The sequence below is a fragment of the Micromonospora sp. D75 genome (assembly GCF_018070405.1).
In the GTDB taxonomy this organism is placed as follows: domain Bacteria; phylum Actinomycetota; class Actinomycetes; order Mycobacteriales; family Micromonosporaceae; genus Micromonospora; species Micromonospora chalcea.
On the sequence record NZ_JAGPXV010000014.1, the window covers coordinates 1 to 23,983 of the forward strand.

Genomic DNA, 23,983 nt, shown 5'->3' on the forward strand with positions numbered 1-23,983 from the left:
GAACCCCTGAGGGTCGCGCTGAAGCGGGATGACCAACCAGCCACCATTACCGCTGACCCAGTCCGTTGCCTGTCCCTCTACGAGCATTTCCACGCGCTGGCGGAGGCCCTTGAAGCGGGTCAGGTCTCCCAGGCCGGCCCGCAGCGCTTCCAGCACCGTCACAGTGCACCCCCGAAGCGGTCGAAGGCGTCCATTCGCGCCTGGGCGACGTAGGCGGGATCGCGTCTCAACTCCACCTGCTCCTCGTTGAGGAGGATGCCGTTGTAGGTGATGTTCATGCTGCCAGCCAGGGCGTAGTCATCGCCGGTCAGGGCTTTGGTGTGCAGGCCGCGAGTGGCATTCATGATCATGGAGACCTGGTCGGTAACCCGCATGTCGACGGTGAGCCGTTCAATGCGACGGCGGAAGGCGTCGTTGTGTGCGTCGGACGTCGTGGCAATCACGACCCGCGTCTTTTCCGCAGCCAAGCTGGTGAGGACCTCAGCGAGCCGGATCCACCGGCGACCATAGCGGGTCAGGGCCGGATAGGTGCCGCCGCGGTTGTCGACGAGCTCGACGTCGGAGATCCACGGCGACACCAGCCACAGACATTTGCTGGGGCTGACGAGTTCCGCAGCGAACAGCGCGCCGAGCAGGTCCAGTACCTCGCTCGCGCTCTGCGCCTTGGACTTACGAATGACCCTGTTCACGGCGCCTCCCGTAGCAACACCCGGGCTTCCAGGAAGAGACCGGTCTTCCGTACGCCGAGGACCACCGGATGGCACAGGAGGGCCCCGACTTCGATCGGTTGGGTCTGTAGGTCCAGGAGGATAGATCGCAGTACCGTCCGATCGGCGTGCCCGACCCGCAGCGCCACCTCACGCTGCTCAATCAGCAGTTCGTGGAGTTCCTTACGCCGCTTGTCATCCCACGGCGCGACGTCGAACACGACCGGTCCGAGGTCCACGTGGTCCCGCACGAGGGGAAACGACGCCGCAAGGCGGGGGGCATAGGGGTTTGAGGCGACAGTCGGCTGGGCGGTCTGGCCCCACGGCCACAGTACGTTGGATACCGCGCGGACCCGTCGCTGGGCGGTCACCCCGGCTCCAAGGTGCAGCACCTCGTCGAGGTATACGTGGTCGGCCAGGAGCCCCCCGAGCGTCCGGGCACTCACCTCGATTCCAGTCTGCTCGGCCGCCTGATCTCGCAGATCCAGCCATGACGCGACTTCCGCCAAGAGGCGAGGATGGGCACCCGGCCCGGCAAGGCGGGTGCTCAGCGCGGAGCGGGCTGCACCACCCAGGGCCAGACCGTGCGCCTGTGCCGCCTCGTCCACGCGCTCAATTGCCCGGGCGACAACAGCGTGACCGTTACGCCAAGAGACCCGGAGCTCGTCAAGCGCCGACCGGACCTCCGCTGCCCCCGTATGGACCAGCAGGCTGAGCTCCTCGTCCATCGTCTCCGCCTCAGACGGGGTGAGTGCGTCCTCGAGCGCGTGAGCGAACGCCTCGGGATTTTCCGCGAGTAGCCGCTGGAATGCCTCGACGTGGCCCGTCCCACCAGGTGAGGGCTCCGAAATCCAAAACACGGTGTCGTCTTCGGAGGACAAGTCCACCATGAGGTCGTCGGTGTCGACGCCGGGACATAGCGTCGAGAGCGCAGCCAGGGCGAGTTGAGCCACCGAGAGGGTGAATCGCCTGCGCCACCACGTGGACCATGCCGGCGAACGGTCATCGCCCGAAATTTCCCGCAACGCGTCCCGCACAGCAGAGAGCAGCGTGGAATCGCCGAGCCAGTTCTCCCAGCGCCGCTCGTCGTTCTCGTTCCGCTCGCCGGTCTCATCATCAACCGCCAGGCCCAAAGTCTCGGCTGCCTGCCGCAACGCACCCGCTAGACCTGGCTCGTCCAACGGCTTCCCGCTCTCGACCTGCTCCGATGCAGCGGCGAGAAGCACTACTTCAACGAGAGTGTCGCGGTCAAAGATCGACATGGTGTCCGGGAGTTCAGCTTCGACCTCGAGCCGGTGCCGTAGGCGCTGCGACCGCTCCTGGGCAGTGGGAACTTGGATCTCGTCGGGGATCCGGACCTTGCCTTCCAAGGCGTCGCACTGCACGTCCACGCCCACGGCGGCCGGCAGCCACCCGGGCTCCCCGGCAATACCGAAGCTCAGGGCGACCGGTCGAGGGCGGGGCTCCCACACCGTCCCGCGTGCTGTCCTGGCGTACCGCACTGTCCGAACCCCACCGCCTTGGACATGGAGGTGGGCGGTGAGCGCGTCGAGCAACCGACTAACACGCCGGGCCAGCCGGACCGGGGAGCCGGCGGCGAGGGTTGACACGTGGAACTGCCACTCGGGGCGGACGCTGGACGCGTCCCGGACGCTGTCCGGGACAGGCTCTAAGGCTGCGGCCGTCGGCGCATAGACGGCGACCCGGTCGTCGCCCTCGTCGATCAGGTCCACCAGCGCCGCACGGTAGGTGCTCACCACGTCGACCAGCAGTTCCTGGTCAGCGGCAGCAATAGTGGGCAGCGGCAGCCAATGCCGCTTGTTCGTCGCCCACACGCCGAAGTGCCTGCTCACGTTGCCCGGGCAGAATTCGTTCAGCGCCCTCAGTGCCGGGAGGTGCGCGACCTCCAATTCGCCACCGCGCCCGGGCACCTGCAACTCGACATCGGGGACCAGAAGATCGTCGAAAAGGTTGCCCGGCACAAACTGCCGCAGAGGAGTGCGCGTCCGCAGCCCCGCGTCGTCTTCCAGTGGCTCCTCGCCACGCCACTGGTCTCGCAACTGACGACGCATCGTCGGCACCACCGCCAGCAGCAGGGGCCGGGGCGCGTCCCACAGGAGGGTATCGACCACACTGTCCGCCCACTCGCCCTTGCCGATGGCGAGCGCGTCCCGGAGGTGGCGCCGGAGCCGCTCTCGTTCCGGGCCGGGGCGCAACAGCCGATCGAGCAGAGTCGACAGGGCCGCCTGCCGGCTACGCGCCTCTGACTGCTTCTTGGGGTTCTCGCGGAACAGCGCTGAGGCGGGACCCGCCAGGTCTTCCCAGGTCGATTCACCGGCGGAGTAACCCAACTCGATGGACAGCCAGTCGAAAAGAGCGTAGACCGCCTGGATCCGCAGTACGTAGAAGTTCTCGATGGGGAGGTTTCTCGGCGGTAGGTCCGGGTCGAACAGGGCCTCGTACGCGTCCCACGCCTGGCGGTCCCGGCCCCAGTCGCTAAGCACTACCGCGGTCCACGGGCGCATCAACGGCATTCTTCCGGCGCGGCCCTTGCGCTGCAGGAACTGCGCGGCGTCGTGTGGCGCCTTGTGCTGCAGGACCGCGCCCACCCGATCGTCGTCAAACCCGACCTCGAGGGTTGCGGTCGCGACGATCACCTGGGCGGTGGTAGCAACTCCCCGATCCTGCGAACTGGTACGTCCGATCTGCAAGGGTCGATCCGCCTCCACGCCGTGACCCAGGTGGTCTGCCAGCCACCACCATTGCCCGTCGGGATCGCGGTCACCGCTGGCCTCCCGCTGGTTCGCCGCCATCCGTCCCTGCTTTGCCCCGCGCAGGTGCGCGAGGGTCTGCGGGCGACGTGTGACAAGCTTCCCGGGCCACCGCCAGCCTTCGGCGTCCAAAAGATCCCAGTAGAGGCGGTTGGTGCTGTCTAGCTTGTCGGTAAAGGCGAACAGCCGACTGCCGAAAGCGCCGCCGGACGAGGGCGGTGGGTTGAACGGGTCATCCCCGGTTGAGTCGAGGCATCGGGCGAGCGCCATGCAGGCCTGAATGGTGGTGGAAAGCGTACCGGTCCCGGAGTGTGGGTCGTGGCGAAGCGCTAGGAGGTACTCAGCCCCTGACTCCTCCAGTTCGCCGACGTCTGGCTCGACGACAGTGACGGCGTTGGGCGGCAGATCCACGAGCCGGGAGAAGAAGTCACCCGCGTGACGCAGCGTCGCCGACAGGCCGACCCACACCGGAGTACGGCCGAGCCGGTGTTTGAGCCGGCGCAGCAGGAGGGCGTTCTGCGCCCCAGCGGTGCCCTCATACGTGTGAACCTCGTCCAGCAGGACGGCGGCGAGGGTGGCCGGACGAATACCGAACGCACCGAGGTTGCCTGGAGCGGCAAGTTGCCGGTTGAGCGACTCGGTCGTGCTGAGCATGAGATCGGCTGGCTGCTGCCGTGCCCGATCGCGCGTCAGCCTGAGGTACTTGCCCTCCACCTCCGCCTTGCAGGAGGAGGAGGTGCACACCAGCCGCTCATCGCCAGCACGGCAGTCAGCCTCAGGCCATACCAACTCCGCGTCGCACTCGAGGCATCGCAGGTACGGGCAGACGTAGCCCCTTCCGCGCTTCTCCCAGCCGTCAGCCCAGCCCTTCTGAACGTGGTAGGCGGAGGCGGGCGTGGGACCGAACCAGGTCGCGACGCTCAATGTCGCACCCTCTGAACGGTCGGTCTCGCCGAGGCGCTTCGCGTACCCGACTAGCGTTCGCAGTTGGTCCTTCAATAGCTCGTTACGGGGATAGAGGGCCAGAGCGAGTGTGCCGTCTCGTGGCCCACTCCGCCTCGCGGCCGTCTGGTCAGCCAACCAACTGATCAATGGCAGGTAGAAGGCCAATGACTTTCCACTGCCGGTCCCAGCGGTGATCATCGCTCCCGCCTGCTGGCCGCTGACCAGCGCCTCCAGCACGGCCGCTGTACTCCGCTGTTGAAATCCGGACAGCCACGCCGGAATGATCCGCTTCGCGGTGGCGAGGCCTGCATGACCAAGCGACCCGCGGATTTCCGTGAGTACTTTTCCGGCGGCTACGTCCCGCTTGGGACGCCTACGCGGCCGATGGAGGAACCGATGATCCAGCACTAGTGGCCGGCCGTCGGTAACTCGCCTTCCCGGGAATGCCTGACGCAACATGGAGAGCAGACGTACGGTCTCGGCACTGCGGGACCGGTAGCCGCCGGCCGGGGAGCGGACAACGAGCGCGGCATCGACCAGGTCACGTAGCAACTGGGTCGGTTCGCCATGGTCCGCCAGCAGAGCCAGGAGTTCGTCTTCAGTCCACTCGGCGCCAACTGCTCCCCACGCGAGCAGTTCCGCCTCATGAAGCTCGATGGCCGTGAGCGCCTCGAGCGCCGGTTCACCCACTGTTGCCATCCTGAGGCCGCCCCGGCACCACCCGGAAGTTGTGAAGAGCGTTGTTGTCGACAAGCCAACTTCGCACGTCATCGTCGAGGAGGTCGAGTGCCGCGCCGCCCCGTGTCGCTGCAGAGACAAACCCCTTCACCGCTGCAGGCAGCCGCTGCTCAAGCAGTGTCAGGAGTTCGGTGACCTCCGCGAGCACCCGCACCGCGTCAGCGTCGGGCGGCTTACGTTGAAGCCGCGCCAGGTGGACGAGGGCTGCATCCAATCTGGGCGCCACAGCCTCGAGCCCCTCGACGCCGGCGAGTGCCTTCACCAGGTCTCGGAGTTCGAGTGCATTACCGGCCTGCGACGCGACATGATCGCTCCACCCGTCTCGTACAGCCTCCCGCACCTGGCTCCTCAACCCGTTGAGCAGGCGTAGGACCGAACCCAACTGCCGTGTGTCCAGCTCACGTTGTGCCGACCTAAGTTGAGTCCAGAGGTCCGGTGTGGGGTCCACGGGAGCCCACCAGTCGCCACTTCCGAGAGCTGCAGCCTGAGCCAATGCCGTGAGCTCCCGTAGGGCATCGTCAAGTTGCTCGTCGAACTGGCGAAGCGCGTCAAGGTCGGCCTCCAGCCGCAGGGTGCCGCTGGCCTGGTCGACCGCTACGCGGGTCTCCAAGATCCACGTCGTGGCGTTAGTCACTCTTCGCCCCCCGGGGTACTCAGCGCCTGGAGCAGGACCTCAAGCTGACCGAGCTTCCGGCACACTGTCGTCGACAGGTGGTCTAGATCGCCGGCCTGCCCTCCGCTGTGGGTGCACTCCCGACGAGTCGCTGCCATGTTTTGCCGGACCAAGCGGAGGTCCTGGGCTCCCAAGACCGCCTTTCGTGCCCAGTGCTGGACGTTTAGGGCCTCTTGCACGGCTGACGCTCCCAGGTTTGCGTGCCAGTCGAGCGGAAGGTCGGCTGGTAGGTCCTCGAGCCGGTCAAGCGCGTTGCTGAACGTGAACCAGCCGTCATGAGGACGGAACAGGTGGCTGTCGAGAGCACGCTTTCCTACCTCCTTCGCGGCCTGGGCAACGGACCTCGGCGCCTGCCCTTCGAGGCCGCCGGCCAACTCCTTGACGGCCGCAGCCACCTCCGCCAGGAAACCTTCGGTCTCTCCCTCCATGGCGGAAAGCAGGTCCCGGGCCGCCTTGGCGACGACTGGCGCAGCGTCGACGTATCGCGTCGCCACAGCATTAAGCTGCTCTGCAGGTGCGTTGAGCACTCGTTGAAGGCCAGCCTCAAGCTCGGCGGCATCGATGAGTTGTGGTTTGCCGGTCGGTCCCTGCCGCACCGCCGCGAGTTGTCCCACCAGGTCAGTCGCCCGTACATCGCGCAGCACATCGCGTGCCACGCTGTCCACGCGTGCCCAGCCCGATGTGCTCTTGATGACCGCTCCGGCGGTCCCAGTCAGCACAGCGCCGACGTCACGAAGTTGGTCGGGCGAGGCTCCGGCGGCGAGTAGCGCCACTGCTCGGGTGCCCACCGCCGCGCACGCCAGGTCCCGTCCACCGACGTAATCCCGGAACGCCGTCCGGACGAGCTCGGCCCAGTAATCCAGCCGCTCTTCGAGGCTGATCATCATCTCGACCGGATCGTAGCCCTCTGGCCACGGCCATCCGCCCTTGTCTGAGAGCCAGTGCCCGTGGTCCACGAACCACCGCGCCGCGATCAGGACCCGGATGTCCTCCGCACTGCGATGTAGTTCGAAGCGAAGTTTCCCGGCACCGGCAGATCGACCACGAGCGTCCGAGCCGAAGTCGAACGTTTGCCGGCTAATGAGACCGCTCAGGATTTCGGCACCAGGCGTGTTCGCAGTCGCAGTGTGGAACAAGTCCTGGTCAAGATCGAGGCGGGAGGACACGAGACGGTGAAGGATGTCCCTGTAGAGGTCTACCTGGCTATCCGGAAGCCGCTCACCGTTCTGCCACTGAAAGAGATGCAAGAGGGGACTCGGTTGCGCCTGCGGGGGTTCCTCACGGCGCTTGGGCGGGATGATAGGCGTCGCCTGCCGTTGGCGTGCCGCGCCGTTGTCGAGCCCGAAGGCCTCGGCAACGGCGGGCGGTAGGGGCTCTTCGTCTCCCCAAATCACGAGGGCTCGATACAGCCGCTCTGCTTCGTCACCCATTCGGCCGCCGAGCAGAATCTCCTTCCCACGTTGGACCTTGAAGTCGAAACGCTCGCGCACGCGCTCGTGGGGATAGGTGCCGCGCACGATGTGGGGTTCGGCCTCGACGAGCGCCTCTGAGACGCAGATGTCCAGGATCTGCCTCGGCGTTGCACCTGAGCCACGGGCCTCAAGAGACCGCCGTAGTGCAGTGCTGTTGTACGGATAGAGCCCGACCTCGCCCAGTCCTGGGACATAGGTGTTGCCGAAGCCCGCGTGGCATTGACTGCGGAACCGGCACGGCAACCCCTCCTCGCGAGTATCACAGGCGTTGGGCACCCAGTCCTCTGTTCCACTGCTGCGCGCCGCAGACCAGGCAGAATCGACATTCTTACGCCCGAGGCGGACGAGGTTCAGGTAGCGGGCCACGAAGGCGTCACGATCCTCGAGGGGGAAGTTGCCGACCTTGAACTGATGCGTGATGCGCGTCTGTACCGTCTCTGGGAAGTCTGCGTAGCGGTCCTCGGTCACCGCGAAGAGGACGCGTAGCGGAGCCATGTCGGGTCCGGGTTGAATGACGAACTGGTCGTACAGTTCACCGTCGACCAGACCGAACTGGGCGAGATCCTCGAAGAGGAGGACCAGTTCGCGCCCCTGTTGGCGAAGCGCTTGCCGGGAGCGCTGAAACAGCAGGCTCAGGGTTTCGCCCGTGTGATCGTGCAGGCCGATGGTCCTGGGTAGGGCCTTGCGCAGTGCCTCATCCAGCAACCGCAATGCCGGCTCGGGATCCAACGTGATCTGATCCCACAGAACGCGAAGGTTACCGTTTCGAGCCAATTCTCTGCGCACACCCGGCACACGCAATGGTAAGTCCGCGTCCTCGAACCGCTCCTGCTGTTCATCCCGACGGGATGTCTGCGCGAAGATCGACTGTACGACGTGATCGAGTAATCCACCTGACCGGAGAAGGGCTCGGTTCACCTGTGTCAGGACCAGAAGATCAGCCAGGCCGTCCCGGCGCTTTCCGTTCTCGTCCGGCTCTCCGAGGAGGTTGTTGCGCTCCTCCCGAGCGCTCCGCTTGTCCGGGTCCTCGTCGTTGCTTCCTGCTTGCAACTCGAGCGTCCAGGTAAGGGCGAGCCGCATCTCCTCCAGGAGTCGGTCCTGCAACTCGGCAGGCGTCGTCTTCCCCACGGCCGCGTCGATGCGTTTCATCAGGTCCTGCCCCCCACTGCCGGGGAGACCAGCGACGATACGCCGGAGCAGGTCGCGGATAGTCTGCACTGCACGCGGCACGTAGAGGACGTGATAGCGAGGACTTGGGTCTAGGTGTGCGTTGACCCACCGGACCACATGGCTCTTGCCCGCTCCCGATTCACCGGTGACCGCGATTAGCGTATTCCGGTCGGGATCTCCGATGTGAGCCTGAAGGGCGCCTAGGACCTGACGCTCGTCGGAACCATCGCCCGGAAACTGTTCCCCCCTGGGGTGCGACACGACCATGGGCGTGTGCGCCGCGAGGAAAACTGCGCCTGCATCGCTGGGCAATGCACCGATGTCGGAGTAGACCGTCTGGCGGACGTCCGCGTTTGTCCAGCAGCGGAAACCTTTCATCGTGCTGGTCATGCGGCCACCTCCGCAACAAATACCTGGCCAATCCGCCAACTCTGGTCGCCGATCCGGAGGACAGCTGCGGTGCTCGCGTCGGCGGATGGGGCGAGATCAAGGATTCCTCGGCGCTTCAGCTTTTGTGCGGCTAGCGCTACCGAGGCGGAAATTCCCTGAGGTCGTACGCTGCCCTGCGGCAGGGCCGAAATGAGGGCCGGATGGCCGAGCACGGGCAGGATCTCATGTAGTTGACGGAACCACTGCTCCGCGCGTTCCTGCTGCGGCAGTCTGTCGAGGACGTCAAGCAGTGCCCTGGTGGGGTCTACCAGAAGGTAGGCATCCTGCCTGCCGACCTGTGCGACCGTCGCTATCCCGAGGGACCGGATCCAACGCCGAAAGGCTCCCCACTGCTCGACGTTCTCAACAGCGTTACGCATGCCGGCCTTCTCGAACGCGGTCTCTGGCCCCTTGTCCCAATTCACCGAAAGAGGTTCCAGTGGATCCCGTAGCAAGATCCAGGTTAGGGCGAGCGCAACGTCGGACGGCTTGTTCCCGGCCCTCACCTCTTCCAGCGCTCGCGATGAGAGCAGACGGAGGACCAGGCTGCGAAAAACGCGGGAGTCTGCGGATGGGAGTGGCCCAACCTCCCCGCGAATGCTGTCTGTCAGCTTCCATATGCGTCGCCCACGCCCGCCGCGCTCGCTGTCGAACAGCCCCAGGTCCTCGCCAACGCTCAAAGATGAGGTGAGGACGCTTGAGGGGTCGTCGCCAGCGGATGAGACACCACGCGTCTCGGCCATGGCCGTTGGTCGCAGCACCCTCTGCAACTCGTTCTCTTCCACACCGTCGAGTTGCGTCGCCAGATACCGGCTGATCACTAGCAATGCGGGAACGCTTGCGAGTACGTGCCGCTTCAGATAGTCCACGAATTGCTCCCCAGAATGTGCAGGGCGGTGTCGGCGTCGAGCCCCGCGAGATCCCGCCCCACCTCACTACTTCCGATGGTGGCCCCACTCGCCACCAGCAGCACATCGAATGCCGGGGGAGCGGCGAGCCGCCGAGACATTCGGGCTCGCGGGCTCAGCCAGGATCTCGGGATGCGGCGTCCTGGTGGCCAAACCACAAAGGAAGAGCAGGGCGTCAGGTCGCTTGGAGTGACAGGCAAGGGGTCGACAAATAGCCAATCAGGGTCCTCTACAAGACCTCCGACAGTCCCGGCGATGTGCCGGACGCCTCGGCGGACCAGTGCGCGAGCGAGCGGGGGAGTGACTCGCTCATGGTCGTCCGCCAGGAGGAAGATAAGACCGTCACGGGCGCCCGCGGCGTCCGCCAGGTCTTTGAGGTCAGCCATCATATCGCCTGGAAGTGGCCACGCCTGGGACGGCCAAGGCGGCCGTTCGTCCGCCCTATTCTCCCCGCATGCTCGGCAACCTGGGCACCGCCCGCACGGCGAGGCGGGCTCGACGAAGTGGGCTGCCTGGCCGAACAGCGCATAGAGTTCGTTGTCTGGACGGTACGCCTGTGCGATCGCCTCGCAAGCCCGTACGTCTCGCTTGGCAACTGACTCCATGAGTTCCAGGGCTTGGATGGAGCGCCCTGCTTCAGCCTTCTGCCATGGCGTCCACTCCTGCGACCAGAACTGAGCGGTGGCGAGGTCGCCCTGAGTCAGATTCACGGCCGCCCAGTCGGCCTGCTGATCGTCGCCGTCCCCGACCAACTCGGCCAGATCCTCTGCGTCGACCTGGAAGCGGCCAATTCGACGCAGCTCTACGAGGCCCTGAACGAGTTGGGCATTCCAGCGGCGGTTGTACGATCCCCGGCCGACACCGCGGCTGCCTTCTAGATCGAGGAAAGACGTCCCGCGCAACTCTCGACGGTGGCGCCAGAGGTCTGACCATCGCTCTCGAGCAGTATCGGCGGTGAGCACCGTGATCCCGAGACTTGCAGCCTCTCGACGGTCCTGCGGGGCAGTCGCCAGGAGCGCAATCGAGGCGTCGCCGTCGCGCCCACCCCGACCCAACTCCTGGTACCACCGGTCAACCGTCTCGGGCAGGCAGGCATGCACGACGGCCCGAACATGTCCGTAATCAATACCGAGGCCGAAGGCCGACGTGGCGACGACGAGGTCCACCTTGCTTGGCTGGCCGTTTGTTGCACGGAGGTCGGCCAGCACGCGGGCGCGATCGTCAGACTTGGTCTCGCCCGTCACCGTCGCAACCCGTCGATACCCCCCGTCGCGTAGGCGAGTCAGCCAGCGCTGGGCGATTTCCGGAGCGGTGACATAGAGCACGGCTGGCCGCGGCAGGTGCGCCAGGGCCTCAAGCACCCACTCCTCGCGCTGCTGGTCGTCGTCCGCGTCGCTGATCCACATATCGGGCTCGGCCCGGAGGGAGTTGGCCGCGATCAAAGTGCACGTGTCCGCGGATCCGAAGAGATCCCGCAGGTCCCGCAGTTCGTGCGAACCCAGAGTTGCGCTGAGTAGCAGCGTCGTCGGGCTGGGATGTCCTACTTCCCCGGCCCGCTTCACGAGCTCATCCCGAAGGTTGCCAAGCGTCCGGAACTCGGGGCGGAAGTCTCGCCCCCACTGAGTGACCAGATGGGCCTCGTCGACGACGAAGCCTCCGAGGCGACCGCCGGACGCAGCCTCCATCAACAGTGAGCGCAGTGCCCTGCTGACAGACTCTGGCGAGGTGACGAGGATCGGTTGTGTGCCGTCAAGGACCCGACGCCGCAGGCTTTGCCTCGAATCCTCGTTCGTGCTGGCAGTCCATGCGAAATGCAGGGCGGACTTGTCCACCCGGGGGTTCCTGCGCGCGTAGTGATCTCGGAAGCGGCGTTCGAAGTCGTAGGCCAGCGCCACAGTCGGCACGACGATTATGGTTACGGCGTCCGGGTACCGTTCTGCCAAGCAGAGCGCTACCTCCGTCTTACCGGAGCCCGTGGGCAGCATGGCGATGATGCTGCTGCCGGCCGGAACCGACACTACGGCCCGGCAGGCGGCACGTTGGCCAGCGGTGCGGTACTGCGAATGTCCGGTGTAACGCTCGAAGAACGGGTCGGCTGGCAAGTCGTCCTGGTGAAAGCGTTGCCCCAATTTCGTGCCAGCCGCAGCTGCGGCGTCCGGTGCTTCTCCCGACAGATCGAGCCACTTGGGCTGCCAGGCAGGCGCGAACCAGATGCCACCCCACTCCTCTCGTAGGTCTACGACGCCAGCCACTCGGCGTAGCCGGGCGGAGATTTCTGGGGAGACGGTGACTCGCACGTTCCGTTTGGCTACCAGGGACCACCGCCGCAGGAGATGCCGGATGAGCACAGCGAGGTCAAGGTCAGCGCTCTTGGCGTCGCCGACAACTTGCGCCACCCGGGCATAGAGATCGTCCTCGAAGACCGGTGCACCGACCGCGGGGGAGGCCAGGAGTTGACGAAGTTGCTCGTCCTGATCGAGTGATGGCCCGCGCTCTGTCATGAGGCCGGCCAGAGGACAATCGCGCCGCAAGCAGTCATGATCGCAGCGGGCTTCCCGATCCCCCGCTCCAGCGCCTGGCCGAGAGCCTCCTCGCGCTGAAGGTCCAACTGCGCGCCAAGACGTTCAGCAGCTGAACTTAGCCGCTCCGATCTGGCACGCAGTACAGCGAGGCGCCCCGCTACCTCCTCCTGTGCCCGCTTCGCCGCGGCCGCCGGTGCGCTCGCCAGCGCCGGCGACCTCTGCAGGGTGTCATAGGCTGTCTCTCCGGCCATCTGGCATAGTTGCTGCCAGTCAGGGAAAGCGGACAACACCTTCTCCCACAGTTCGCCCCTCAACACTTCGTCGGATCCCGGGTCGAACGGTAAGCCCAGTACATCCCGCACGAGGTCTGCTGGGGCGTAGCCGGAGGCGCTCGTCCAAGTGCGAACGATAGCTGGTGGCAGCAGAGCATCGGCCCGGCGCCGCAAACGCCGGCGCTCGGCTTCACTGGTGACCTGAGCGTGGGAGGCGTCAAATTCCACCAGGAAGTCGCAATGCAGCCAGAGAGTTGGTACTTCGACCGCCGAGCAGAGTCGGACGAAGGCGTGTGCCCGTCCCCGCTCGTCCCGCTGGAGGTATCCGGCAAGCCAGTCGACGAGGGGGTCCCCGAGTCGTAGCGGGGCAGCACCTCTTCGGGCGATGGCCGCGTCGCGCGAGTATGCGCGGGGCCGTTTGAGCAGCGGGCGTACCTCGTCTACTGCATCGGCGGGAAGCCCGTGGATCTCCGAGCCGAAATGCACGAGGCTCTTGTTCGGGTCCCCATAAGTGTGAAGCCCGACGCCTCCTCGCCTCCCGACAAGGCGCGCGAACGCTTCGCGCAACTCGGCGACATCCTGTTCCGCTTCGCGGAGCTCAACCACGGCTGCCTGGTCGAAGTGGGATGTAAGTGCGCCGGACTCGACTTCCTCCAGAAGGTCGACCTCTTCGCGCTCCTCCTCAAGGTTGGCCCGCAGCTCGGCAAGGTCGAAATCGAACGCATGCCTGCCGGACTGCTGCAGCCGCTGGGTCACCTCATCCAGAATTTCGGCCAACCTGTGCTGTAGCGTCGCGGCGGACTGCTCGAAAATTCCGATTCCGTCGGCCAGTAGGCGTAGGTGCGCGCTGACCCAATCGCTGTCCGGTTCAGAGAAGACAACTATCTCAGCAGCACCTGGTCGCTGACTGTATCGATCCAAGCGCCCAATCCTCTGCTCTAGGCGGTTCGGATCGAGCGGCAGGTCCAAGTTCACGAGTACGTGTGCATCCTGCAGGTTACGGCCTTCTTCGAGTGACTGGTCGCCGACCAGCACCTGGCCGCCCGACGCTGACAGGAAATCCCACACGACCTCTTCGTGGTCGCTCTGACCCGCACCGCCGAAGTGCCTGCCGACCTGCCCCGGCCAGCGGGCGGTGGCATGCTCGTAGAACTCCCGAGCCGTGTCAGGCGATGTCGCCACCACCACAACCTTCAGGTCCTGGTCGAGCCGACCTTGTACTGCCTCGAGACTGGAGCGCAGGCGCACGCTCGTGTCCATCAGTTGGAGGCGAGCCACGGCTGCCTTCAGCAGCGGCCGGTCGTTCGGAGGCACGAAGTCATGAGTCCCGGCCGATGCTGCGAGCCGCAACTGCAGGTGACGTAGAAGGGCTCGTGGTCCGCCTAGCCCGTTGAGGACCGCCCTCGCGTACAGGCTTCGACTGGCTCGGCTCCCCAGATGTTCCTGGTATCGCTCTAGGAACGCATCCACTGTTGGGCGGGCGGGGTCATCAATCCGGACGAAGACCGTGCGCCGGCCAGCCACCGGGTAGTCTTCAGTGGCTGGCGTATTCCGGCGATGCCGAACCATCCTCCTGCTGACTCGGTACGTTTCCCGCACGTAGTTGACAAGGTCGGACCAGAGGGGAGACGCTGCGTTCTCCTCCGATCGGCACTCCTGCACGAGGCGGAGAACTGTCGGGTCCGTTCCGTGCAGCAGTTCCAGATTGTTCAGAACGCTGAGGCGATGGCGCCTGGCAGTGCGGGGCGACGAAAGCAACTGAAGTCCGGTGGCCTCTCTCTCGCGTTGTTCTACTCGCTCTCGGAAGCCCTCTATGTCGTTCCTTGGGAAGGCGACAGGATCAATAAGGTTGAGCAGGTCGAGGAAAGTAGCATGATTCCTCCGCATTGGCGTTGCCGACAGCAGCAGGAGGGCATTTGTTTGCAAAAGGTTAAGGCGGAGTGCGGGCGTTCGGTCGAGAAGATCAGCGGTTCGATGCGCCTCGTCTACAACAACAAGCGCAAAATGCCCCAGTGATCGGTAGCCTTCTAGTTGCTCGTGGGAGGCCAACTGCAGCCTTCCTGCGTCAATCTCCTCCCCCAGGAGGAACCGATCGGCCAACTCCTCCTCCCATTGACTCGTCAACTCGGCCGGTGCGGAAACCATCACGATCGCCGCGGGGTCATCGAGGAGCATCTGGCGGATAACAAGGCCGGCTTCAATGGTCTTGCCTAGCCCCACCTCGTCTGCCAGAAGATAGCGTGGCACCGGATCTGCCAGCACCCTGGCGGCAGTGTCGAGTTGGTGCTGATAAAGCCCGATGGGCGCCGATAGCGCGGCGGTAAAACCTCGGGCGACACCGCGTTGATGGACCAACTGGTCAAGGAAGCGATAACGCGCCTCGTAGTACTCAGGTGAATCACAGAATCCAACTGCGACGGCAGCGACCGGGTCGACCAGTGGCCGGTTCCACCGCACCAACAGGTGCTGCTCTTCAAGGGCGATGTCGCCGGACACGGCGTGTAGCCGAACGAGGTAGCGGCCGTGGCTCAGATGGCCGGCCACCTCGCCTGCCAACCAGCCATACATCGTGCTCCTCACCCAGACCCGCGCGCCATGGTTAAGCTTCGCCAAACGAACCCTAGATGCAGGTACTTTGCGAACTTCCTCGCGCACGCCCGGCAAGTCGACGTATCGGAGGTGCGCCTGCCCACCCTCAACTGCCTCGCACCATGCGAAACCGTCATGGCTCTCGAGTTCGCGCACAATCCGTCTGACCAGATGCGATTTCTCGCCAGCGCTGACGTGCCGCGTCCGGCTAAAAGCATTCGAGGCGGTGGGCAATCCGGACAAAGGGTACCTTTCGGCGCAAGGGCCTAAACACGTAGAGCGGCTTCATTCAATCGCCCACCGCCTTCAGTGGGCCGCGGCTTCAGTCCAGCGAGCGTCCCCTCCCCCATAAGATGTGTCGGGACATTACCGGGAGAGCGCGCGTCGCGGGACCCTCAGGGGTTCACCCGTTCAGCCGACCCCACATCGCCTCTCTGCACTGTCAATGACCTGCGAAGTTGAAGTTGCCCTGCGGAACCTTTGGCCCCGTTCGGATTCCCGAGTTCAGGGCGTCGCCCACGGACTTGATCTTGCGCTGGGGCCGCACAGCCGCCGGTAGTGCGCTAACGATCGTCACAGGAAAGCACACCTCATGTGTCGGAGACTCGACAGGAGCTTTGTTGGCCCGTGGCGGGGCAGTATCCGTGTCTCAACTCGGGGCCGCAGCTACCTTGCCAAGATGACGGAGCTCAAACGGGGCATCTATGAACACGTGATCACACGTTCGCTCGCCGACGAGCTCGAGCGTATGGGAGATGCCGTCGTCCAGCGCCACATGTTCGACCCAGCCGACGCCCACAATGTGCTCGCTCGACATCTCGGAGCGGTAGCCCGTCGAGCGTTGCTAGCCGTTCGCGGCGACGACAAACTCGCTCGCCAGATCGACTTGGCCAACCGGATCGCCGAGAGTATCGCCCAGGCCGAACCCCGTGCGGTGACCGCCGAGGACCAGGTGGCCGACGCCCAGCGTCTGCTGCACGCCATCGCCGCGCCGCCCACCCCGCCGGCCGCGCCTGTCTTCCCGATCCGCCCCTCGACACCGCTCTCCACCGGCGCGCTCCTGGTCAACGGCCGGCACCAGCCGCGGATCGGTCACGAGGTCAGCCACGAGATGGCCTCGGCGGACGAGGTGGACCTGCTCTGCGCGTTCATCAAGTGGCACGGGCTGCGCATCATCGAGCCCGCGATCACCGAGTTGATCGCGAGAGGTGGCCGGGTCCGCGTCATCACGACCACGTATATGGGCGCCACCGACCAGCGGGCACTGGATCGGCTCGCCGAGTTGGGCGCCGAGATCAAGGTCTCCTACGAAACCCGCACCACCCGCCTGCACGCGAAGGCATGGCTGTTCCGACGCAAGAACGGCACCACCACCGCGTACGTCGGCTCCTCGAACCTGTCCAAGGCCGCGCTTGTCGACGGCGTGGAGTGGAACGTGCGCATCTCGAACCTGGAGCAGCCGCACGTCGTCGACACGTTCGAGGCGACGTTCGCCGACTACTGGCACGACTCGGCGTTCGAGACCTACGACCCGGCAACCGACGCCGAACGTCTGCGCATCGCGTTGCGCGGGGAACGCGCCGACGAGGCGCCGACCGAGATCGCGAACCTGGACGTGCGGCCGTTCCCGTACCAGCAGGAGGTTCTTGACGACCTCAACGCCGAACGGCTGGTGCACGGCCGCTGGCGCAACCTGGTGGTGATGGCGACCGGCACCGGCAAGACCGTGGTGGCAGCGCTTGACTATCGCCGGCTCCAGCGGGCGGGCCACGTCGACTCGCTGCTCTTCGTCGCGCATCAGGAGCAGATCCTGCGGCAGAGCCGGTCCGTGTTCCGCCAGGTCATGGGCGACGGCACGTTCGGCGAGACGCTTGTCGGCGGCGATCGACCGCAGGGCTGGAAGCACGTCTTCGCGTCGATCCAGTCGCTGCACCGGCAGGAGATCGACCCCGAGGCGTACGACATGGTCATCGTTGACGAGTTCCATCACGCCGAGGCGGCCACCTACACGGCGTTGCTGGAGCGGCTTCGGCCGCGCGTACTCCTGGGTTTGACAGCGACCCCCGAGCGGAGTGACGGCCGGGACGTGCGCTCGTGGTTCGACGGCCGTGCGACGGTTGAGCTGCACCTGTGGGATGCCCTCGAACGGCAGTTGCTGGCGCCGTTCCAGTACTTCGGGCTACACGACGACGTGGACCTGTCCCACGTGCGGTGGAAGCGCGGGCAGGGGTACGACACCGGCGAACTGGACGGCGTCTACACGGGCAATCACGCTCGGGCCCGACTCATCCTGCAAGCGGTCACACGCATCGCTGATGTCGGGCAGATGCGTGCGCTCGGCTTCTGCGTCAGCCGTGGGCACGCGCGGTTCATGGCCGACTGGTTCACGCGGCACGGTGTGCCGTCGGCGGCCGTGACATCAAGCATCAAGCGGGCAGATCAGCACGCGCTGATTGACCGCTTCCGCAAGCGCGAGCTGAGAGTGCTCTTCACCGTCGACCTGTTCAACGAGGGCGTCGACCTGCCGATGGTCGACACCATCCTCATGCTGCGCCCCACCGAGAGCGCCACGATCTTCCTCCAACAACTCGGCCGGGGCCTGCGGCTGGACGACGGCAAGCCGTGTCTGACAGTGCTCGACTTCATCGGCGGCCAGCACGCGAACTTCCGCTTCGATCTGCGCTGGCGGGCACTCGCCGGGGTGAGCCGACGGGCTGTCGAAGCCGCCGTGCGGGAGGACTTCCCCTCGCTGCCAAGCGGCTGCCACATCGAACTGGACCGGGTGGCGAAGGACATCGTCCTCCGCAATCTCAAGTCGGCGATGCCGACGTCGAAGAACGCGCTGGTGGCCGAGCTACGGCAGCTCGGTGACGTGAGCCTGTCCGACTTCCTGCGCGAGACCGGCCTGGAGATCGAGGACCTTTACCGGTCGGGGAGCATCGGCGGCTGGGCCGGGCTACGCCGCCTGGCCGGCCTCGACACGACGGCCGGTGGACCGGACGACAGGGACCTGAGCCGGACCATCGGTCGGATGCTGCACACCGACGACGTCGACAGGTTGGATCTGCTCGCCCGGGTCGCCGCCGGACAGCGCCCCACCGCCGGACGGCTGCTCGACATGCTGCACTTCAGCCTGTGGGGGCCGTCGGTGCCGCTGACCGAACGCGACGCCCGGCTCAAGCGGCTGTGGGCGGAACCGGCGCGCTGCGCCGAACTGCGGCAAGTGGCCGAGGTACTGCGCGACCGTATCCACCGGGTCACCGAGCCGCCTGCCCAAGGTCGGGTACCGCTGCGGGTGCACGCCCGCTACAGCCGCAACGAGGCGTGCGCGGCGTTCGGCATGACCAACCCGGGCTCGCTGCGCGAGGCCGTGAAGTGGCTGCCCGACGAGCGAGCGGATCTGTTCTTCGTCACGCTCGTGAAGTCCGAGGAGCACTACTCCCCCACCACGATGTACGCCGACCGCGCCATCACCGACCGCCTGTTCCAATGGGAGTCGCAGAGCACCACGTCGTCGGGCTCGGCCACCGGGCAGCGATACGTCAACCACGTCGCGCAGGGCTCGACCGTCCACCTGTTCGTCCGCGAGACGAAGATCGCCGACCGGGATCTCGGCGCGCCGCCGTACCTGTACGCGGGGCCGATGACGTACCGGGAGCACAGCGGCGACCGGCCGATGCGGATCCTCTGGGAGCTGCGGACTCCGCTGCCCGCCGACATGTACGCCGCCGCTCGCGCCATCGCCGCCTGATCCGGGTTCTTGCCCGCTCGCCTGCTCAGGCGGGCGGGCGAGAACCACCGGCTTGCCCAGGACGTCGGCCGGGCGCAGGCAGCACCCGGCTCAGCAACACCGCTGTCCCACCGGCGAACTCCCCGACCCTCGTCCCGGTGACCAGGCTCGACATCGCCGCCGCACCCCGCAACAACGCCTCCCGCGCCTTCGGCGCCAGCCCGGCCAGCCCCGGCGCGTCCATCCCCAGCGACGAGTCCCAGAACACCTGGTGACCGACCGCGAGGAACACCCCGTACAGCGCCCCGACCACGACAAGCGTCAGGAACGGGCGCGGCGGTCGCCGCCACAGCACGGCGGCCACCCAGCACAGCGGCGGCCCGACCGCCAGCAGCGCGGCCACGATCGTGCCCTCCGGCACGACGCCCAGGTCGTGCAGAGCCACGCGCGGGGCGGCCAGCGCGGCGAGCGCGACCAGCGCCGGCCAGGAGAACCCGAGGGTACGGCGGGCCCCGCTCATCGCGTCGCCTCGGAAGAATCCGCAACCGAAACAGAAGCAGGCGCGGGAGCCGAAACCGGGGCCGGCGCGGTCGAGCGCACGAACTTCAACAGCGCGACGAACGCCAGGACGGCGGTGACCGCCCCTCCGGCGACGCGCACCCAGTGCCCAGCGACGAACTCCGCGGCGACCTGCCGCAGGTATTCCGGCGAGTGCGTCCCCACCGGGTCCACGAACATGATCTCGTTGCGCGGCCAGAAGAAGACCGCCGAGAACAGGAACTCGCAGACGACGAAGACGGCTGTGGCGCCGGCGATCCACCAGCGCAGCCGGCCGTCGCGCCAGGTGAGCAGGGTCGCGGCGACGCTGCTCAGGATCACCGACGCGCCGAGCGGCGGGAAGTAGTCGTGCGGGCCGCCGTGGACGAGGAACTCGCGGGCCCGGTCGAGGGAGGCGGGCGCGTCGTTGAAGATGTTCGGGTAGAGCATGACTGTCTCGGCGGCGACCCCGCCGAACGACATCATCGAAGCCCAAACCATCGCAATTAGGGCTATCCAGGTCAGTCGTGTGCGTACCACGAGGGTTCTCCTCACGTTTTGGGGACGCCATCGACGCTAGGTCGGGGGCCGGGCACCGTCGTCCGCGTGGCCGCGCGACCGGTTGTCGCTTCTCGGCGTACGCCTCGGGGTTGTCCCTGACGCCTGCGGACGACAGCGGCGAGGGGCCGCGCGGACCTAGGCTCGAGGCGTGCCCGACGCCCTGCCCACACGTGCCGATGCGCTGCTCGCTGCGGCCACGCTCGGCCTGGTCGTGGTGGCCGTGGCGGCCGAGCGGCCCGCAGCCGGCGGCGCGGCGCTCGCCGTGGTGTTCGGCGCGGGGCTCGGCGGGCTGGTGCTGTGCGCCAGGCGGTGGCCGGTGCCGGCGCTGCTGGCCACGGCGGTCGCCATTCTCCTGTACTACGCGCTGGATCTGCCGCCGGTCGGGGTGGCCGCTCCGGCCGCGGCCGTGCTCTACCGGTGCTCCGAGCGCGGGCGGGTGCTCCCGGCCGCTGTGGTTGCCGGGAGCCTGCTGGCCGTGTCGGTGGTCGCGCGGCTGGCCGAGGGCGACGACATCGGGGTGGTTGTCGGTACGCAGCTGGGCTCGGAGGCGGCGTTGCTGCTCGCCGTCATCGCGCTCGGTGATGCGGTACGCAACCGCAGGTCGCTGCGGGCGGCGTTGATCCGGCAGGCGGTCGCCGCCGACGAGGAGCGCCACCGGGAGGCGGCCCGCCAGGTCGAGGCGGAACGGCTGCGCATCGCCCGGGAGGTGCACGACACGCTCGGGCACACGATGTCGGTGATCACGTTGCAGTCGGCCGTGGCCCGGGAGGCGCTCGCCGACAGCGATCCGGCGCAGGCGGAGAGCGCGCTCGCAGCGATCCGCTCGGTGAGCGGCAGCGCGATGGCGGAGTTGCGGGCCACGCTCGGCACGCTGCGCCGCGAACCCGGGCCGCGGGAGCCGGCCCCCGGCTTCGATCGGCTCCCGGCGCTCGTGGACGGCGTACGCCAGGGCGGGCTCGCTGTCGACCTGCGCGTCGACGGGCCGGTGGACAGGCTCCCGGCGGTGGTGGGCAGCACCGTCTACCGGGTCGTGCAGGAGGCGTTGACGAACGTGCTGCGCCATGCCGAGGCCACCCGGGTCACCGTCACGGTGCGCGCCACGGCCGGCCGGCTCGCCCTGGAGGTGGTGGACGACGGTCGCGGCTCACCCGCTGGTCGGGCGGACGGCAGGGGCCAGGGCCTTCGCGGCATGGCCGAGCGGGTCGCCCTCCTGGGCGGCACCGTCGAAACCGACACAGTCCAGAACGGCACCGCCGCATCCGGCGGCACCGGTTTCCGGGTGGCGGTCAGCCTGCCGCTGGCGGGAGTCGCCGCGTGAGCCCGATCCGCGTCGTCCTCGTGGACGACCAGCACCTCGTCCGTACCGGCCTGCGGGCGCTGCTCGACCGGGCGCCGGACATCGAGGTGGTGGGCGAGGCGGGCGACGGCCGCAGCGGCCTCGCCGTGGTACGCGAGCAGCGGCCCGACATCGTGCTGATGGACGTACGGATGCCCGGCGGGGACGGGCTGGAGGCGACCCGGCGGATCCTCACCGACCCGACGCTGGACGGCGTGCAGGTGCTCATGCTGACGACGTTCGACGACGACGAGTACCTGTTCGAGGCGATCCGCGCCGGGGCGGCCGGTTTCCTGCTCAAGGACACCGCGCCGGACGCCCTGCGGGACGCGGTCCGGACGGTGGCCGGCGGCGACGCGCTGCTGTCCCCCGCCGTCACCCGGCGGGTGCTCGCGGCGGCGGCCCGCTCGCCGGTGGCTGACCCGGCGCGGCTGGCCGGACTGACCGCGCGGGAGCGGGACGTGCTCGCGCAGGTGGGCGCCGGACGGTCGAACACGGAGATCGGGCAGGCGCTGTTCCTGAGCCCGGATACCGCCCGCACCTACGTGAGCCGGCTACTGCAGAAGTTGAACGCCCGGGATCGAGCGCAGCTCGTCGTGATCGCGTACGAGAGCGGGCTGGTCCGCCCCGGCGAGGGCTGAGCCGCGCCGGGGCGGGTGAGTGTCAGACCGGCGTCGCGTCGGCCGGCTCGGGCGCGGCGTGCCGGCCGCCACCGCCACCGCCGTTGCGCCGTTCGTCGCCGTGCCCCGGCCACCACGCCGTGTGGCCGATCAGCCCGGTCAGCGCCGGTACGAAGAACATCGACATGACGAACGCGGACAGCACGATCCCGATCGCCACCGCGAAACCCATCTGCTGCAGGAACGAGATCGGCGCGAGCATCAGCACCCCGAACGTGCCGGCCAGGATCAGCCCGGCCGCGGCGACTGTCGGGCCGGCGTGTTCCACCCCGATCGCGGCGGCCTCGTGCGGTTCGTGCCCTTCGCGCGCCTCCTCGCGAAGCCGGGCGATCATCAGGATGTTGTAGTCGGTGCCGATCGCCACCACGAACAGGTAGAGGATGATCGGCAGCTGGAACGTCACGCCGGGGTTGCCCTGGAGCCCTTGGAACACGTACACGGTCGCGCCGAGCGTGGCGGCGAAGTTGAGCAGCACCGCGATCACCAGGTAGACCGGCGCGACGAGGCTGCGCAGCAGCAACCCGAGGATGAGCGCGATCAGGCCGGCGGCGACCGGGAGGATGACCGAGAGGTCCCTGTTGTTCGCCGAGTTGATGTCCGCGAAGATCGCGGTGGCGCCGCCGACGAGGGCCTTGGTGCCCGGCGGCGCGGCGGCGTGCAGCGCGTCCCGCAGGTCGTCGCGGACCAGCGTGATCGCCTCGTTGGACATCGGGTTCTCGTTGAGCAGCAGGCTGATCCGGGCGACGCTCGGGTCGGTGGCGCTGCGCTCCGGCGGCTGCGCCCGCCCAACGCCCGGCGCCTTGGCCGACGCGGCGGCGAAGTCGTCCACCTGCTGGTCGGTGAGCGGGGTGCCGTTGCCGGTGGTCAGGTAGACCTCGGTGGGCGCGAGCGCACCGGCGGCGAAGCCGCGCTGGAGGTCCTGGGCGGCCCGCGCCGATTCGGTGTCCTGCGGGAATCCGGCGCTGAAGTCGTAGTCGGCCTTGTAGCCGAGCACCCCGGCGGCTAGCGCGACGAGCAGCACACCGGAGGCGGCTGCGACGACGGCCGGGCGACGGCCGACGGCGGCGCCGAGTCGCCGGGACAGGGTCGCCTTCGGTGGGCGCTGCCACGCCTTCGACGGCCAGAACACCCACCGGCCGAGCAGCGACACCAGTGCCGGGATCAGGGTCAGCGAGGTGACGAGCATGACGCCGACGGCGATGGCGAGCGCGGGGCCGAGCGAGCCGAAGAAGCCGAGCGAGGCGAGCAGCAACACCAGGAACGCCACGATGACCGCACCGGCGGCGGAGGTGATGACCTCGCCGACCCGCTGCACCGAGACGACCATCGCGGTGCGCTTGTCGTCACCGGCGCGCAGCCGCTCCCGGTAGCGGAACAGCAGGAACAGGATGTAGTCGGTGCCGATGCCGAACAGCACGATCAGCAGGATGGTCTGCAGGTCCTGGCTGACGTTGAGGTCGAACGCCTTGCCGGCGGCGGCGACCAGGCCGGTGGTGACGGACATGACCACGCTGATGACCACCACCGGCAGCAGCGCGGCGATCGGACTGCGGAAAATGATCAGGATCAGCCCGATGATGAGGACGATGGTGGCGACGCCGACCACCGCGAACGCCTCGTTGAACGTGTCCTCGTTGTCGACGAAGCTGGCCACGTCGCCGGCCACCCCGGCGGTCAGGCCGCTGCCGGCCAGGTCCGGCCCGAGGGCGGCACGCAGATCGCGTACGGCGTCGAGCAGGCCCGGGTCGTCGGGGCTGTCGGCGTCGAGACCGACGGTGACCACCTGCACCGACTTGTCCGGCGCGACAGCCTGCGGCCCGGTCAGGTAGCCGGAGGTCTGCGGGATGTTCCGCGCCTTGAGCGCGGCGGCGAGCTGCCCCACGCGCGCCTCGTCGGCCGCGGTGAGCGGCTTGCCGTCGCCGCGTTTGACCACGACGGTGGCG

At 67.4% G+C, this 23,983-nt stretch carries 13 protein-coding genes; 3 read left to right on the forward strand and 10 right to left on the reverse strand.

Features of this window, described 5'->3' with window-relative positions; genetic code table 11:
- Nucleotides 1-158: 158 nt before the first annotated feature.
- From dpdK to dpdE, 7 genes are read right to left on the reverse strand one after another with little or no spacing between them, the layout of a single operon-like run.
- A complete protein-coding gene (dpdK, locus tag KBX39_RS02015; protein WP_210868889.1) occupies nucleotides 159-689 on the reverse strand; it encodes a phospholipase D-like domain-containing protein DpdK in 531 nt (176 codons plus the stop codon).
- Nucleotides 686-5,113, reverse strand: coding sequence for a protein DpdJ (gene dpdJ, locus KBX39_RS02020; RefSeq protein ID WP_210868891.1), 4,428 nt, complete (start codon nucleotides 5,111-5,113; stop codon nucleotides 686-688). Before dpdJ ends, dpdK begins: the two co-directional genes overlap by 4 nt.
- Complete coding sequence (locus KBX39_RS02025) at nucleotides 5,106-5,771, reverse strand: hypothetical protein (RefSeq protein WP_210868894.1); 666 nt, start codon at nucleotides 5,769-5,771, stop codon at nucleotides 5,106-5,108. The genes dpdJ and KBX39_RS02025 overlap by 8 nt, the downstream gene beginning before the upstream one ends.
- 20 nt (nucleotides 5,772-5,791) lie before the next feature.
- Entirely contained in the window at nucleotides 5,792-8,866 is a 3,075-nt protein-coding gene (locus KBX39_RS02030; protein ID WP_210868896.1) for an ATP-binding protein, read from the reverse strand.
- On the reverse strand, nucleotides 8,863-9,774 hold the full coding sequence (gene dpdG, locus KBX39_RS02035; RefSeq protein WP_210868897.1) for a protein DpdG: 912 nt from the start codon (nucleotides 9,772-9,774) through the stop codon (nucleotides 8,863-8,865). Before dpdG ends, KBX39_RS02030 begins: the two co-directional genes overlap by 4 nt.
- Entirely contained in the window at nucleotides 9,762-12,314 is a 2,553-nt protein-coding gene (dpdF, locus tag KBX39_RS02040; protein ID WP_210868899.1) for a protein DpdF, read from the reverse strand. The genes dpdG and dpdF overlap by 13 nt, the downstream gene beginning before the upstream one ends.
- Nucleotides 12,311-15,352 (reverse strand): protein DpdE, encoded by a 3,042-nt coding sequence (gene dpdE, locus KBX39_RS02045; RefSeq protein WP_312245538.1) that lies wholly within the window; start codon nucleotides 15,350-15,352, stop codon nucleotides 12,311-12,313. The genes dpdF and dpdE overlap by 4 nt, the downstream gene beginning before the upstream one ends.
- Before the next feature lie 523 nt (nucleotides 15,353-15,875).
- Here dpdE and KBX39_RS02050 point away from each other — a divergent pair.
- Nucleotides 15,876-18,947 (forward strand): DUF3427 domain-containing protein, encoded by a 3,072-nt coding sequence (locus KBX39_RS02050; protein ID WP_210868903.1) that lies wholly within the window; start codon nucleotides 15,876-15,878, stop codon nucleotides 18,945-18,947.
- Between the two features lie 25 nt (nucleotides 18,948-18,972).
- On the opposite strand, the gene KBX39_RS02055 is transcribed toward KBX39_RS02050, so the two are convergent.
- On the reverse strand, nucleotides 18,973-19,446 hold the full coding sequence (locus KBX39_RS02055; RefSeq protein WP_210868905.1) for a hypothetical protein: 474 nt from the start codon (nucleotides 19,444-19,446) through the stop codon (nucleotides 18,973-18,975).
- The gene (locus KBX39_RS02060) at nucleotides 19,443-19,949 is read right to left on the reverse strand and encodes a DUF1772 domain-containing protein (RefSeq protein ID WP_064446885.1); all 507 of its coding nucleotides are present in this window, start codon (nucleotides 19,947-19,949) and stop codon (nucleotides 19,443-19,445) included. The genes KBX39_RS02055 and KBX39_RS02060 overlap by 4 nt, the downstream gene beginning before the upstream one ends.
- Nucleotides 19,950-20,172: 223 nt before the next feature.
- On the opposite strand from KBX39_RS02060, the gene KBX39_RS02065 reads away from it, so the two are divergent.
- Both KBX39_RS02065 and KBX39_RS02070 read left to right on the forward strand, forming a co-directional pair.
- Nucleotides 20,173-21,342 carry a sensor histidine kinase gene (locus KBX39_RS02065; protein WP_210868907.1) on the forward strand — a complete coding sequence of 390 codons (1,170 nt, stop codon included), beginning with the start codon at nucleotides 20,173-20,175 and terminating at the stop codon, nucleotides 21,340-21,342.
- Nucleotides 21,339-22,001 (forward strand): response regulator transcription factor, encoded by a 663-nt coding sequence (locus KBX39_RS02070; RefSeq protein ID WP_113971935.1) that lies wholly within the window; start codon nucleotides 21,339-21,341, stop codon nucleotides 21,999-22,001. Before KBX39_RS02065 ends, KBX39_RS02070 begins: the two co-directional genes overlap by 4 nt.
- 22 nt (nucleotides 22,002-22,023) lie before the next feature.
- On the opposite strand, the gene KBX39_RS02075 is transcribed toward KBX39_RS02070, so the two are convergent.
- Nucleotides 22,024-23,983, reverse strand: a 1,960-nt coding sequence (locus tag KBX39_RS02075; protein WP_210868910.1) for an MMPL family transporter, incomplete at its 5' end; no start/stop codon positions are given.

Bases quoted from the DNA above. Each gene is read 5' to 3' on its own strand.
- KBX39_RS02030 (WP_210868896.1), bottom strand. From the start codon at position 8,866: ATGACCAGCACGATGAAAGGTTTCCGCTGCTGGACAAACGCGGACGTC.
- dpdF (WP_210868899.1), bottom strand. From the start codon at position 12,314: ATGACAGAGCGCGGGCCATCACTCGATCAGGACGAGCAACTTCGTCAA.
- KBX39_RS02050 (WP_210868903.1), top strand. From the start codon at position 15,876: ATGACGGAGCTCAAACGGGGCATCTATGAACACGTGATCACACGTTCG.
- KBX39_RS02055 (WP_210868905.1), bottom strand. From the start codon at position 19,446: ATGAGCGGGGCCCGCCGTACCCTCGGGTTCTCCTGGCCGGCGCTGGTC.
- KBX39_RS02060 (WP_064446885.1), bottom strand. From the start codon at position 19,949: ATGATGTCGTTCGGCGGGGTCGCCGCCGAGACAGTCATGCTCTACCCG.